The 13,880-nt window shown below is 60.6% G+C and carries 11 protein-coding genes; all 11 read left to right on the top strand.

Going from position 1 to position 13,880, the window contains the following annotated elements; all coding sequences use genetic code 11:
• Positions 1-64: 64 nt before the first annotated feature.
• Positions 65-1,846, top strand: a complete 1,782-nt coding sequence (gene nuoC, locus ACRER8_RS03405; protein WP_431744942.1) for an NADH-quinone oxidoreductase subunit C/D — start codon at positions 65-67, stop codon at positions 1,844-1,846.
• Positions 1,847-1,848: 2 nt separating this feature from the next.
• Positions 1,849-2,346: an NADH-quinone oxidoreductase subunit NuoE gene (gene nuoE / locus ACRER8_RS03410; RefSeq protein ID WP_431744943.1), complete on the top strand. Its 498-nt coding sequence runs from the start codon at positions 1,849-1,851 to the stop codon at positions 2,344-2,346.
• A complete protein-coding gene (nuoF, locus tag ACRER8_RS03415; RefSeq protein WP_431744944.1) occupies positions 2,343-3,701 on the top strand; it encodes an NADH-quinone oxidoreductase subunit NuoF in 1,359 nt (452 codons plus the stop codon). Before nuoE ends, nuoF begins: the two co-directional genes overlap by 4 nt.
• Before the next feature lie 139 nt (positions 3,702-3,840).
• On the top strand, positions 3,841-6,558 hold the full coding sequence (gene nuoG / locus ACRER8_RS03420; RefSeq protein ID WP_431744945.1) for an NADH-quinone oxidoreductase subunit NuoG: 2,718 nt from the start codon (positions 3,841-3,843) through the stop codon (positions 6,556-6,558).
• Positions 6,555-7,547: an NADH-quinone oxidoreductase subunit NuoH gene (nuoH, locus tag ACRER8_RS03425; protein ID WP_431744946.1), complete on the top strand. Its 993-nt coding sequence runs from the start codon at positions 6,555-6,557 to the stop codon at positions 7,545-7,547. Before nuoG ends, nuoH begins: the two co-directional genes overlap by 4 nt.
• 11 nt (positions 7,548-7,558) lie before the next feature.
• A complete protein-coding gene (gene nuoI / locus ACRER8_RS03430; protein ID WP_110950571.1) occupies positions 7,559-8,107 on the top strand; it encodes an NADH-quinone oxidoreductase subunit NuoI in 549 nt (182 codons plus the stop codon).
• Between the two features lie 9 nt (positions 8,108-8,116).
• A complete protein-coding gene (gene nuoJ, locus ACRER8_RS03435; RefSeq protein ID WP_062380728.1) occupies positions 8,117-8,617 on the top strand; it encodes an NADH-quinone oxidoreductase subunit J in 501 nt (166 codons plus the stop codon).
• A gap of 4 nt (positions 8,618-8,621) precedes the next feature.
• The gene (gene nuoK / locus ACRER8_RS03440; RefSeq protein ID WP_431744947.1) at positions 8,622-8,933 is read left to right on the top strand and encodes an NADH-quinone oxidoreductase subunit NuoK; all 312 of its coding nucleotides are present in this window, start codon (positions 8,622-8,624) and stop codon (positions 8,931-8,933) included.
• Positions 8,930-10,777 carry an NADH-quinone oxidoreductase subunit L gene (gene nuoL, locus ACRER8_RS03445; RefSeq protein WP_431744948.1) on the top strand — a complete coding sequence of 616 codons (1,848 nt, stop codon included), beginning with the start codon at positions 8,930-8,932 and terminating at the stop codon, positions 10,775-10,777. The genes nuoK and nuoL overlap by 4 nt, the downstream gene beginning before the upstream one ends.
• Before the next feature lie 39 nt (positions 10,778-10,816).
• Complete coding sequence (gene nuoM / locus ACRER8_RS03450; RefSeq protein WP_431744949.1) at positions 10,817-12,349, top strand: NADH-quinone oxidoreductase subunit M; 1,533 nt, start codon at positions 10,817-10,819, stop codon at positions 12,347-12,349.
• A 7-nt stretch (positions 12,350-12,356) separates the two neighbouring features.
• The gene (nuoN, locus tag ACRER8_RS03455) at positions 12,357-13,814 is read left to right on the top strand and encodes an NADH-quinone oxidoreductase subunit NuoN (RefSeq protein ID WP_431744950.1); all 1,458 of its coding nucleotides are present in this window, start codon (positions 12,357-12,359) and stop codon (positions 13,812-13,814) included.
• Positions 13,815-13,880: the final 66 nt, after the last annotated feature.

Consider the following 13,880-nt stretch of genomic DNA (forward strand, 5'->3'; position numbering starts at 1 on the left):
CTTTTACAAAAAGAAGCCTGAACCTGGGTTCATTCTGTACGTTGACCGATAGCGATCGAGACCTATGACTGCAGACACCGCTCTGTACATCCCGCCTTACAAGGCTGACGACCAAGATGTCGTCGTTGAACTACACAACCGTTTTGGCGCAGAAGCGTTCACCGCTCAATCCACTGTCACAGGCATGCCTGTGCTCTGGGTTGCCCGCGCCAGGTTGTTCGAGATCCTCACGTTCCTGCGCAACGTGCCCAAGCCGTACTCGATGTTGTACGACCTGCACGGCGTGGACGAGCGCCTGCGCACCAAGCGCCGTGGCTTGCCGGACGCCGATTTCACCGTGTTCTACCACCTGCTTTCGGTGGAGCGTAATAGTGACGTCATGATCAAGGTGGCCTTGTCAGAAGGCGACCTCAGCGTGCCGACCATCACCAGTATCTGGCCGAACGCCAACTGGTATGAGCGCGAAGTGTGGGACATGTTCGGGATCGACTTCCCCGGCCACCCGCACCTGAGCCGCATCATGATGCCGCCGACCTGGGAAGGTCACCCGCTGCGCAAGGACTACCCTGCCCGCGCCACCGAATTCGACCCGTACAGCCTGACGCTGGCCAAGCAGCAGCTGGAAGAAGAAGCCGCGCGCTTCCGTCCGGAAGACTGGGGCATGAAGCGTTCCGGCACCAACGAGGACTACATGTTCCTCAACCTGGGTCCGAACCACCCTTCCGCTCACGGTGCGTTCCGTATCGTGCTGCAACTGGACGGCGAAGAGATCGTCGACTGCGTGCCTGACATCGGTTACCACCACCGCGGCGCCGAGAAGATGGCTGAGCGTCAGTCCTGGCACAGCTTCATTCCGTACACCGACCGTATCGACTACCTCGGCGGGGTGATGAACAACCTGCCGTACGTGCTCTCGGTCGAGAAGCTGGCTGGCATCAAGGTACCGGAGAAGGTCGACGTCATCCGCATCATGATGGCCGAGTTCTTCCGTATCACCAGTCACCTGCTGTTCCTGGGCACTTATATCCAGGACGTCGGCGCGATGACCCCGGTGTTCTTTACCTTCACCGACCGGCAAAAGGCCTACACCGTGATCGAAGCGATCACCGGTTTCCGCCTGCACCCGGCCTGGTACCGCATCGGTGGTGTCGCCCACGACCTGCCACGCGGCTGGGACAAACTGGTCAAGGACTTCGTCGAATGGCTGCCCAAACGCCTGGACGAATACACCAAGGCTGCGCTGCAGAACAGCATCCTCAAGGGCCGTACCATTGGTGTGGCAGCCTACAACACCAAAGAGGCGCTGGAATGGGGCGTCACCGGTGCCGGCCTGCGTTCCACCGGTTGCGATTTCGATCTGCGCAAGGCTCGCCCATATTCGGGCTACGAGAACTTCGAATTCGAAGTGCCGCTGGCACACAACGGCGATGCCTATGATCGCTGCATGGTCCGCGTCGAAGAGATGCGCCAAAGCATCAAGATCATCGACCAGTGCCTGCGCAACATGCCGGAAGGCCCGTACAAGGCGGATCACCCGCTGACCACGCCGCCGCCGAAAGAGCGCACGCTGCAGCACATCGAAACCTTGATCACGCACTTCCTGCAAGTTTCGTGGGGCCCGGTCATGCCGGCCAACGAATCCTTCCAGATGATCGAAGCGACCAAGGGTATCAACAGTTATTACCTGACGAGCGACGGCGGCACCATGAGCTACCGTACCCGGATTCGCACCCCAAGCTACCCGCACCTGCAGCAGATCCCTTCGGTGATCAAAGGCAGCATGGTGGCGGACTTGATCGCGTACCTGGGTAGTATCGACTTCGTTATGGCCGACGTGGACCGCTAAGCATGAACAGCACGCTTATCCAGACAGACCGTTTCGCCCTGAGCGAATCCGAGCGCTCGGCCATCGAGCACGAAATGCATCACTACGAGGACCCGCGCGCGGCGTCCATCGAGGCCCTGAAGATCGTTCAGAAGGAGCGCGGCTGGGTGCCGGACGGCGCCATCTACGCGATCGGCGAAGTGCTGGGCATCCCCGCCAGCGACGTTGAAGGCGTGGCCACATTCTACAGCCAGATCTTCCGTCAGCCGGTCGGCCGCCACATCATTCGCGTCTGCAACAGCATGGTCTGCTTCATGGCGGGTCACGAAGACATCGTCGGCGAGATCCAGAGCAAGCTGGGCATCGGCCTGGGCCAGACCACTGCCGACGGCCGCTTCACGCTGCTGCCGGCATGCTGCCTGGGCAACTGCGATAAGGCCCCGGCGATCATGATCGACGACGATACTTTCGGCAATCTACAGCCCGCTGGCGTTGCCCAGCTGCTGGAGGGTTACGTATGACCATCACTTCCTTCGGCCCGGCCAACCTGATCCAGCGCACGCCGGAAACCCATCCGCTGACCTGGCGTCTGCGCGACGACGGCGAGCCTGTCTGGTTCGACGAATACGTGGCCAAAGACGGCTATGCCGCTGCTCGCAAGGCCTTCGCCCAGCAATCGCCTGACGAAATCGTTCAGGCGGTCAAGGACTCCGGCCTCAAGGGTCGCGGCGGTGCAGGCTTCCCCACTGGTGTGAAGTGGGGCCTGATGCCTAAAGACGAATCCATGAACATCCGCTACCTGCTGTGCAACGCGGACGAAATGGAACCCAACACCTGGAAAGACCGCATGCTGATGGAGCAACTGCCCCATCTGCTGGTGGAAGGCATGCTGATCAGTGCCCGCGCCCTGAAAGCCTACCGCGGCTATATCTTCCTGCGTGGTGAGTACGTCACTGCTGCCAAACACTTGAACCGCGCCGTGGCCGAAGCCAAGGCTGCCGGTCTGTTGGGCAAGAACATTCTGGGCACCGGCTTCGACTTCGAACTGTTTGTCCACACTGGCGCCGGGCGTTACATCTGCGGCGAAGAAACCGCACTGATCAACTCCCTGGAAGGCCGTCGCGCCAACCCGCGCTCCAAGCCGCCCTTCCCTGCCGCCGTCGGTGTCTGGGGCAAGCCAACCTGCGTAAACAACGTGGAAACCCTGTGCAACGTCCCGGCGATCGTCAACAACGGCAACGACTGGTACAAGTCGCTGGCCCGCGAAGGCAGTGAAGACATGGGCACCAAGCTGATGGGCTTCTCCGGCAAGGTGAAAAACCCTGGCCTGTGGGAGCTGCCGTTTGGCCTGCCCGCTCGTGAGTTGTTCGAGGATTATGCTGGCGGCATGCGCGACGGTTACAAGCTCAAGTGCTGGCAACCCGGCGGCGCTGGCACAGGTTTCCTGCTGCCCGAGCACCTCGATTGCCAGTTCTACGCCGGTGGCGTGGCCAAGGTCGGCACCCGGATGGGTACCGGTCTGGCGATGGCGGTCGACGACAAGGTCAACATGGTGTCGATGATGCGCAACCTCGAAGAGTTTTTCTCTCAAGAGTCCTGTGGCTTCTGCACCCCTTGCCGTGATGGCTTGCCGTGGAGCGTGAAAATCCTGCGCGCCATCGAGAAAGGTCAGGGTCAACCGGGCGATATCGAGACGCTGCTGGGGCTGGTCAACTTCCTCGGCCCAGGCAAGACCTTCTGTGCCCACGCACCGGGCGCAGTGGAACCTCTGGGCAGCGCGATCAAATACTTCCGGCACGAGTTCGAGGCAGGCATCGCACCGACGCGTGCGGGCGACCTCAACCAGGTCGTGACGCCGACCATGGTCGGCGCATAACAAAGACACAACGGTTGGCGGCTCAGAAAGCCGCCTTCCGCATATCCCGATTGCGCCTGTAAGGCTGTCCGAATCGGGGTAGCACCGAGATTCCATTAGCCACGCCCGCTGACACCGGGCCAACGAAGAACTTTGAACCATGGCTACTATCCACGTAGACGGCAAAGCGCTCGAAGTCGATGGCGCAGACAACCTGTTACAGGCATGTCTGTCGCTGGGCCTCGACATTCCTTATTTCTGCTGGCATCCAGCACTTGGCAGTGTTGGCGCCTGTCGCCAGTGCGCGGTCAAGCAGTACACCGACGAGAACGACACCCGTGGTCGCATCGTTATGTCCTGCATGACTCCCGCCACTGACAACACCTGGATTTCCATCGACGACGAAGAGTCAAAGGCGTTCCGCGCCAGCGTCGTCGAATGGCTGATGACCAACCACCCGCACGACTGCCCGGTCTGCGAGGAAGGTGGTCACTGCCATCTGCAGGACATGACCGTGATGACCGGCCACAACGAGCGCCGGTATCGCTTCACCAAACGTACTCACCAGAATCAGGAGCTGGGGCCGTTCATCGCTCACGAGATGAACCGTTGCATCGCCTGCTATCGCTGTGTGCGCTTTTATAAAGACTACGCTGGCGGCACCGACCTCGGCGTATTCGGCGCCCACGACAACGTGTACTTCGGTCGCGTTGAAAGCGGCACGCTGGAAAGCGAGTTCTCCGGCAACCTCACCGAGGTCTGCCCGACCGGCGTGTTTACCGACAAGACTCACTCCGAGCGCTACAACCGCAAATGGGACATGCAGTTCTCGCCGAGCATTTGCCACGGCTGCTCCAGCGGTTGCAACATCAGCCCCGGCGAGCGTTATGGCGAGATCCGCCGTATCGAGAACCGCTACAACGGTTCGGTGAACCAGTATTTCCTGTGCGACCGTGGCCGTTTCGGCTATGGCTATGTCAACCGCACCGACCGTCCGCGTCAGCCTCTGCTGGCACAAGGCAGCGTCAAGCTGAGCCTGGACCAAGCCCTGGACAAGGCCGCCGATCTGCTGCGCGGTCGCAACATCGTCGGTATCGGTTCGCCACGCGCCAGCCTGGAAAGCAACTTCGCCCTGCGCGAACTGGTTGGTGCCGAGCACTTCTACTCGGGCATCGAAGCCGGTGAGCTGGAGCGTCTGCGTCTGGTTGCCCAGGTGCTTAAAGACAGCCCGCTGCCTATTCCGACCCTGCGTGAAGTCGAGGAACACGACGCCGTGTTCATCCTCGGCGAAGACGTCACCCAGACCGCCGCGCGCATGGCCCTGGGTCTGCGTCAAGCGGTGAAGAACAAGGCCGAAGACATGGCCGCTGCGATGAAAGTCCAGCCATGGCTCGATGCCGCGGTGAAAAACATCGGTCAGCACGAGCTGAACCCGCTGTTCATCGCCAGCCTGGCTGACACCCGTCTGGACGACATCGCCGAAGAGTGCGTACACGCAGCTCCCGACGATCTGGCGCGCATCGGTTTCGCCGTGGCTCACGCCATCGACCCAAGCGCTCCAGCCGTTGCCGGTCTGGACAGCGAAGCATTGGAGCTGGCTCAGCGTATCGCCACTGCCCTGCTCGAAGCCGAGCGCCCGCTGATCGTTTCCGGCGCTTCGCTGGGTTCCAACGCGCTGATCGAAGCCGCGGCGAACATCGCAAAAGCCCTGAAGCTGCGCGACAAGAATGGCTCGTTGAGCCTGATCGTGCCGGAAGCCAACAGCATGGGTCTGACCCTGTTCGGTGGCGATTCGGTCGATGCCGCGCTGCAAGAAGTGATTTCGGGCAAGGCCGACGCCATCGTCGTGCTGGAAAACGACCTGTTCACCCGTGTCGATGCAGCTACGGTCGAGGCCGCATTGAAAGCTGCGAAAGTGGTGATCGTTGCCGACCACCAGAAGACCGCCACGACCGACCGCGCCGACCTCGTGCTGCCCGCCGCCAGCTTCGCCGAAGGTGACGGTACGCTGGTCAGCCAGGAAGGCCGCGCCCAGCGTTTCTTCCAGGTCTACGATCCAACCTACCTGGATGCCAGCATCCAGATCCACGAAGGCTGGCGCTGGTTGCATGCGCTGCGCGCCACGCTGCTGAACAAGCCGGTGGACTGGACGCAACTGGACCACGTTACTGAAGCCTGCGCCGCGAGCAATGCGCAACTGGCCGGTATTGTCGGCGCTGCGCCTTCGGCCAGCTTCCGTATCAAGGGCCTGAAACTGGCGCGCGAACCACTGCGTTACAGCGGCCGTACCGCCATGCGTGCCAACATCAGCGTGCATGAGCCTCGGACTTCGCAGGACAAGGACTCGGCGTTCTCGTTCTCGATGGAAGGTTACTCGGGCTCTGCTGAACCTCGCTCCCAGGTTCCATTCGCCTGGTCTCCGGGCTGGAACTCGCCGCAAGCCTGGAACAAGTTCCAGGATGAAGTCGGTGGTCACCTGCGCGCTGGCGATCCAGGCGTGCGCCTGATCGAAAGCACCGGCGACAAACTGAGTTGGTTCGCGGGTGTGCCTCGCGCCTTCTCCCCGGCTCAGGGAACCTGGCAGGTCGTGCCGTTCTTCCACCTGTTCGGCAGCGAGGAAAACTCCTCCAAAGCCGCGCCGGTTCAGGAACGCATTCCGCAAGCCTACGTCGCACTGGCCAAGTCCGAAGCGGACCGCCTGGGCGTCAACGACGGTGCCTTGCTCAGCCTGAACGTTGCGGGTCAGACCTTGCGTCTGCCATTGCGCATCAACGAAGAGCTGGGCGCAGGCCTGGTGGCACTGCCATCGGGTCTGGCTGGCATTCCTCCGGCGCTGGCCGGGAAAACCGTTGAAGGTCTGCAGGAGGCAGCACTATGACCACGTGGTTTACCCCTGAAGTGATCGATTCGATCATCGCCGTGCTCAAGGCCATCGTGGTGCTGCTCGCCGTGGTGGTCTGCGGCGCGTTGCTCAGCTTCGTCGAACGTCGTCTGCTGGGCTGGTGGCAGGATCGTTACGGTCCTAACCGCGTCGGCCCGTTCGGCATGTTCCAGATCGCTGCCGACATGCTGAAAATGTTCTTCAAGGAAGACTGGAACCCACCCTTCGTCGACAAGGTGATCTTCACCCTGGCGCCGGTGGTGGCGATGAGCGCACTGCTGATTTCGTTCTCGATCATCCCGATCACCCAGACCTGGGTCGTGGCGGACCTGAACATCGGCCTGCTGTTCTTCTTCGCCATGGCCGGCCTGTCAGTCTATGCGGTGCTGTTCGCCGGCTGGTCCTCGAACAACAAGTACGCCCTCCTGGGTAGCTTGCGGGCCTCGGCCCAGACCGTGTCGTACGAGGTGTTTCTAGGCCTTTCGCTGATGGGCGTGGTGGTTCAGGTCGGCTCTTTCAACATGGGCGACATCGTCAACTATCAGGCGGAACACCTGTGGTTCATCATTCCGCAGTTCTTCGGTTTCTGTACGTTCTTCATCGCTGGCGTCGCCGTGACTCACCGTCACCCCTTTGACCAGCCGGAAGCCGAACAGGAACTGGCCGACGGTTACCACATTGAATATGCCGGCATGAAATGGGGCATGTTCTTCGTCGGTGAGTACATTGGCATCATCCTGATCTCGGCGCTGTTGGTAACCCTGTTCTTCGGTGGCTGGCACGGTCCGTTCAACATCCTGCCGCAACTGTCGTTCATGTGGTTCGCCCTGAAAACCGCATTCTTCATCATGCTGTTCGTCCTGTTGCGCGCATCGATCCCTCGTCCGCGTTACGACCAGGTGATGGATTTCAGCTGGAAGTTCTGCCTGCCACTGACCCTGATCAATTTGCTAGTGACCGCTGCGGTCGTCTTGGCGGCTCAGTGAGGATTTGACCCATGTTCAAATATATTGGCGACATCGTTAAGGGTACCGGTACCCAGTTACGCAGCTTGATCATGGTCTTCGGCCATGGCTTCCGTAAGCGTGACACCCTGCAATATCCGGAAGAAGCGGTTTACCTGCCACCGCGTTACCGTGGCCGTATCGTCCTGACTCGCGACCCCGACGGCGAAGAGCGCTGCGTGGCCTGCAACCTGTGCGCCGTGGCCTGCCCGGTCGGCTGCATTTCGTTGCAGAAAGCCGAGACCGAAGACGGTCGCTGGTACCCGGACTTCTTCCGCATCAACTTCTCGCGTTGCATCTTCTGCGGTCTCTGTGAAGAAGCCTGCCCGACCACTGCGATCCAGCTTACGCCGGACTTCGAGATGGCCGAGTTCAAACGTCAGGATCTGGTGTACGAGAAGGAAGATCTGCTGATCGCAGGTCCCGGCAAGAACCCTGACTACAACTTCTACCGCGTTGCGGGGATGGCGATCGCTGGCAAGCCGAAAGGCGCTGCGCAGAACGAAGCCGAGCCAATCAACGTCAAGAGCTTGCTGCCTTAAGGAAGAAAGATGGAATTCGCTTTCTATTTCGCATCCGGCATCGCTGTTGTGGCCACCCTGCGGGTGATTACCAACACGAACCCGGTGCATGCCCTGCTCTACCTGATCATTTCGCTGATCGCCGTGGCCATGACCTTCTTCAGCCTCGGCGCGCCGTTCGCCGGTGCTTTGGAAGTGATCGCCTACGCTGGCGCCATCATGGTGCTGTTCGTGTTCGTGGTGATGATGCTGAACCTGGGCCCGGCCTCGGTTCAGCAAGAACGCGCCTGGCTCAAACCCGGCATCTGGCTCGGCCCGATCCTGTTGGGTGGCCTGCTGCTGGCCGAATTGCTGTACGTGCTGTTCGCCAACTCCACCGGTGCCGGTATCGGCCACACCACGGTGGACGCCAAGGCAGTCGGCATCAGCCTGTTCGGCCCTTACCTGCTGGTTGTCGAACTCGCGTCGATGCTGCTGCTCGCGGCAGCCGTGACGGCGTTCCATGTCGGCCGCAACGAGGCGAAGGAGTAAAGCCATGAACTCAGCAATTCCTCTCGAGCATGGACTGGCAGTCGCCGGTGTCCTGTTCTGCCTCGGTCTGGCGGGCCTGTTGGTACGCCGCAACATTCTGTTCGTGTTGATGAGCCTGGAAGTAATGATGAACTCTGCCGCACTGGCCTTCGTCGTGGCGGGTAGCCGCTGGGCGCAGCCGGATGGCCAGATCATGTTCATTCTGGTGATCAGCCTTGCCGCAGCCGAGGCCAGCATTGGCCTGGCGATCCTGCTGCAGCTGTATCGCCGCTTCCACACTCTCGATATCGACGCTGCCAGCGAGATGCGCGGATGAACCTACTCTTTTTGACTTTCGTATTCCCTCTGATCGGCTTCCTGCTGCTGTCGTTTTCGCGCGGCAAATGGTCGGAAAACCTGTCGGCCCTGATCGGCGTCGGCTCCATTGGTCTGTCGGCCATCGTCGCCGCCTACGCGATCTGGCAATTCAACGTGGCACCACCGGAAGGCGGTCATTTGACCATGGTGCTGTGGCGCTGGATGGCGGTCGATGGCTTCGAGCCGAACCTGGCCCTGTATGTCGATGGCCTGTCCATCACCATGCTCGGCGTCGTGGTCGGCGTGGGCTTCCTGATTCACCTGTTCGCGTCCTGGTACATGCGCGGTGAAGAAGGCTATTCGCGGTTCTTCTCTTACACCAACCTGTTCATTGCCAGCATGTTGTTCCTGATCCTGGGCGACAACCTGCTGTTCATCTACTTCGGTTGGGAAGGCGTGGGCCTGTGCTCGTACCTGTTGATCGGTTTCTATTACAGCAACCGCAACAACGGCAACGCGGCACTCAAAGCCTTCATTGTGACCCGCATCGGCGACGTGTTCATGGCCATCGGCCTGTTCATTCTGTTCCAGCAACTGGGCACGCTGAACATTCAGGAACTGCTGGTTCGTGCTCCGCAGCACTTCAAGGTCGGCGACTTCTGGATCGTTCTGGCGACCCTGATGCTACTGGGCGGCGCTGTCGGTAAATCCGCGCAACTGCCGCTGCAAACCTGGCTGGCGGACGCGATGGCCGGTCCGACACCGGTTTCGGCACTGATCCACGCCGCGACCATGGTGACCGCGGGCGTCTACCTGATCGCCCGTACCCATGGCCTGTTCGCCCTGGCGCCGGACATCCTGCATCTGGTCGGCATCGTTGGTGGTGTGACCCTGGTACTGGCTGGTTTCGCGGCACTGGTGCAGACCGACATCAAACGTATCCTGGCCTACTCGACCATGAGCCAGATCGGCTACATGTTCCTGGCGCTGGGTGTGGGTGCATGGGAAGGCGCGATCTTCCACCTGATGACTCACGCGTTCTTCAAGGCCTTGCTGTTCCTTGCGTCAGGTGCGGTGATCGTTGCCTGCCACCACGAGCAGAACATCTTCAAGATGGGCGGCCTGTGGAAGAAACTGCCACTGGCCTACGCCAGCTTCATCGTCGGCGGCGCGGCCCTGGCGGCGCTGCCTCTGGTGACCGCGGGCTTCTATTCCAAGGACGAGATCCTCTGGGAAGCCTTCGCCAGCGGCCATCAGTATCTGCTCTATGCAGGTCTGGTCGGTGCCTTCATGACCTCGCTGTACACCTTCCGCCTGATCTTCATCGCCTTTCACGGCGAGGCGAAGACCGAAGCTCACGCCGGCCACGGGATTTCCCATTGGTTGCCGCTGGGCGTGCTGATCGTGCTGTCGACCTTCATCGGCGCCTGGATTCATCCGCCACTGGCCGGCGTACTGCCGCAAAGCGCGGGTCATGCCGGCGGCGAAGCCAAGCACAGCCTGGAAATCGCCTCGGGCGCCATCGCCCTGTCCGGCATCCTGCTGGCCGCGCTGCTGTTTCTCGGCAAGCGTCGTCTGGTCACGGCCATCGCTAACAGCGGTCCAGGTCGTTTCCTGTCCGCCTGGTGGTTCGCGGCATGGGGCTTCGACTGGGTTTACGACCTGCTGTTCGTCAAACCTTACCTGGCTATCAGCCGCATCCTGCGTGGCGACCCGCTCGACCACACGATCGGCTTGATCCCGCGTCTCGCCAAAGCCGGTAACGGTTTGATGAGCCGCACTGAAACCGGTCATCTGCGCTGGTATGCCGCTTCGATCGCCGCAGGTGCCGTACTGGTACTCGGCGCGATTGTGTTGGTCTGACATGAACCTTGCGACTTTGCGAAAGGAATTGAGCCCGTCATGATTCTGCCTTGGCTAATCCTGATCCCCTTTATCGGCGGCCTGCTGTGCTGGCAAGGTGAGCGCTTCGGCCCTACCCTGCCGCGCTGGATTGCGCTGTTGACCATGTCTCTCGAGACGATCCTGGGCCTGTGGCTGTGGAGCACCGGTACTTATACCTATGCCCCTGCCCCCGGCGTCGACCCGACCTGGGCGCTTGAATTCAAGCTCCAGTGGATTCAACGCTTCGGCATCAGCGTTCATCTGGCGCTCGATGGCCTGTCGTTGCTGATGATTCTGCTGACCGGTCTGTTGGGTATCCTTTCGGTACTCTGCTCCTGGAAAGAGATTCAACGTAACGTCGGCTTCTTTCACCTGAACCTGATGTGGATCCTGGGCGGTGTGGTTGGCGTGTTCCTCGCCATCGACTTGTTCATGTTCTTCTTCTTCTGGGAAATGATGCTGGTGCCGATGTACTTCCTCATCGCGCTCTGGGGTCACAGCTCGGCAGATGGCAAGAAGACCCGGATCTACGCGGCGACCAAGTTCTTCATCTTCACTCAGGCCAGTGGTCTGATCATGCTGGTGGCGATTCTCGGTCTGGTACTGGTGCACTTCAACCAGACCGGCGTGATCACTTTCGCTTACGCCGATCTGCTGAAAACCAAGCTGTCCCACAGTACCGAATACGTGCTGATGCTGGGTTTCTTCATCGCCTTCGCGGTGAAGCTGCCGATCGTACCGCTGCACTCCTGGTTGCCTGACGCTCACGCCCAGGCACCGACCGCAGGTTCCGTGGACCTGGCGGGCATCCTGCTGAAGACCGCGGCCTATGGTCTGCTGCGTTTCGCCCTGCCGCTGTTCCCGAACGCTTCGGCGGAGTTCGCGCCGATTGCCATGATCCTCGGCCTGATCGGTATCTTTTACGGTGCCTTCCTGGCATTCGCGCAGACCGACATCAAGCGCCTGATCGCCTTCTCCAGCGTCTCGCACATGGGCTTCGTGCTGATCGGTATCTACTCCGGCAGCCAACAGGCTCTGCAAGGTGTCGTGGTGCAAATGCTGGCGCATGGTCTCTCGGCAGCGGCACTGTTTATTCTCAGCGGCCAGTTGTATGAGCGCACTCACACCCGCGACATGCGTGAGATGGGTGGCCTGTGGAACAAGATCGCTTACCTGCCGGCCATCAGCCTGTTCTTCGCAGCCGCCTCGTTGGGTCTGCCGGGTACCGGTAACTTCGTGGGTGAGTTCCTGATTCTGATCGGCACCTTCGTCAGCGCGCCATGGATCACCGCCATTGCCACTTCCGGCCTGGTGTTCGGTTCGGTCTACTCGCTGATCATGATCCACCGTGTCTACTTCGGTCCTGCAAAGACCGAAGAGATTCTCAAGGGCATGGATGGACGGGAATTGATCATGGTGTTGGGCCTAGCTGTACTGCTGGTCCTGCTGGGTATCTACCCGCAGCCGGTCCTCGACACATCTTCGGCGACCATGCATGGCGTGCAGCAATGGCTCGGCACTGCCTTCACTCAACTCGCTTCGGCCCGGTAAGAGCGCTATGGACCTGACGATTCAACACTTTATTGCGCTGGCGCCGCTGCTGATTACCAGCATCACCGTTGTAGTGGTGATGCTGGGGATCGCATGGCGTCGCAGTCACTCGCAATCGTTCCTGCTGACCGTAGCGGGACTCAACCTGGCATTGCTGTCGATTTACCCGGCCCTCAAGGTCGCGCCGCTGGTGGTCACCCCTCTGCTGCAGATCGACAACTTCTCCTGCCTGTACATGGCGATCATCCTGGTCTCGACCCTGGCCTGCGTCACCCTGGCGCACGCCTATCTGGGTGAAGGCAAGGCTGGCTATCCAGGCAACCGCGAAGAGCTTTACCTGCTGATCCTGATGGCCGCTGCCGGTGGCATGGTGCTGGTCGCCGCGCAACACCTGGCCAGCCTGTTCATCGGTCTGGAGCTGCTGTCGGTGCCAGTCTACGGTTTGGTGGCTTACGCCTTCTTCAATAAGCGTTCGCTGGAAGCCGGTATCAAGTACATGGTGCTGTCAGCCGCGGGTTCCGCGTTCCTGCTGTTCGGTATGGCGCTGCTGTACGCCGACGCCGGCAGCCTGGGCTTTGCCGAGATCGGCAAGGCCCTCGCGGCCACCGGTCTGCCAAGCCCGATCGCGAGCCTGGGTCTGGGCATGATGCTGGTCGGTCTTGGCTTCAAGCTGTCGCTGGTACCCTTCCATCTCTGGACCCCCGACGTGTACGAAGGCGCCCCGGCCCCGGTTGCGGCGTTCCTCGCGACCGCCAGTAAGGTCGCGGTGTTCGGTGTGCTGGTTCGTCTGTTCCAGATCTCGCCTGCGGCCACCAGCGGTGTGCTGACCGATGTCATGTCGGTCATCGCCGTGGCCTCGATCCTGATCGGTAACCTGCTGGCGCTGACTCAGAACAACCTCAAGCGTCTGCTGGGTTACTCATCCATCGCTCACTTCGGCTACATGATGATCGCGATGGTGGCGAGCAAAGGCATGGCCGTCGAAGCCATCAGCGTTTACCTGGTGACCTACGTCCTGACCAGCCTCGGCGCGTTTGGCGTTATCACTTTGATGTCATCGCCGTACAGCGGTCGCGACGCCGACGCGTTGTTCGAATACCGCGGTCTGTTCTGGCGTCGTCCGTACCTGACCGCAGTATTGACCGTGATGATGCTGTCGCTGGCGGGTATCCCGCTGACCACCGGCTTCATCGGCAAGTTCTACATCATCGCCACAGGCGTTGAAGCGCATCTGTGGTGGCTGACCGGTTCGTTGGTCGTGGGCAGCGCCATCGGTGTGTTCTATTACCTGCGTGTGATGGTGACGCTGTACCTGCAAGACTCGAAGATCCAGCGCCACGATGCTCCGTTCAACTGGGCACAGCGTGCGGGCGGCGTGATGCTGTTGGGAATTACGCTGCTGGCGTTCTTCCTGGGTGTTTATCCGCAACCGCTGCTGACTCTGGTGCAACACGCCGGGTTGTGATGGTTCGGTGAAACGCGAAAAGCCCTGCTCTTGAGCGGGGCTTTTTTTGGGTGGTCTTTGGTTTTC

Origin of the sequence: Pseudomonas sp. (assembly GCF_050739935.1) — a bacterium.
Classification (GTDB): Bacteria; Pseudomonadota; Gammaproteobacteria; order Pseudomonadales; family Pseudomonadaceae; genus Aquipseudomonas.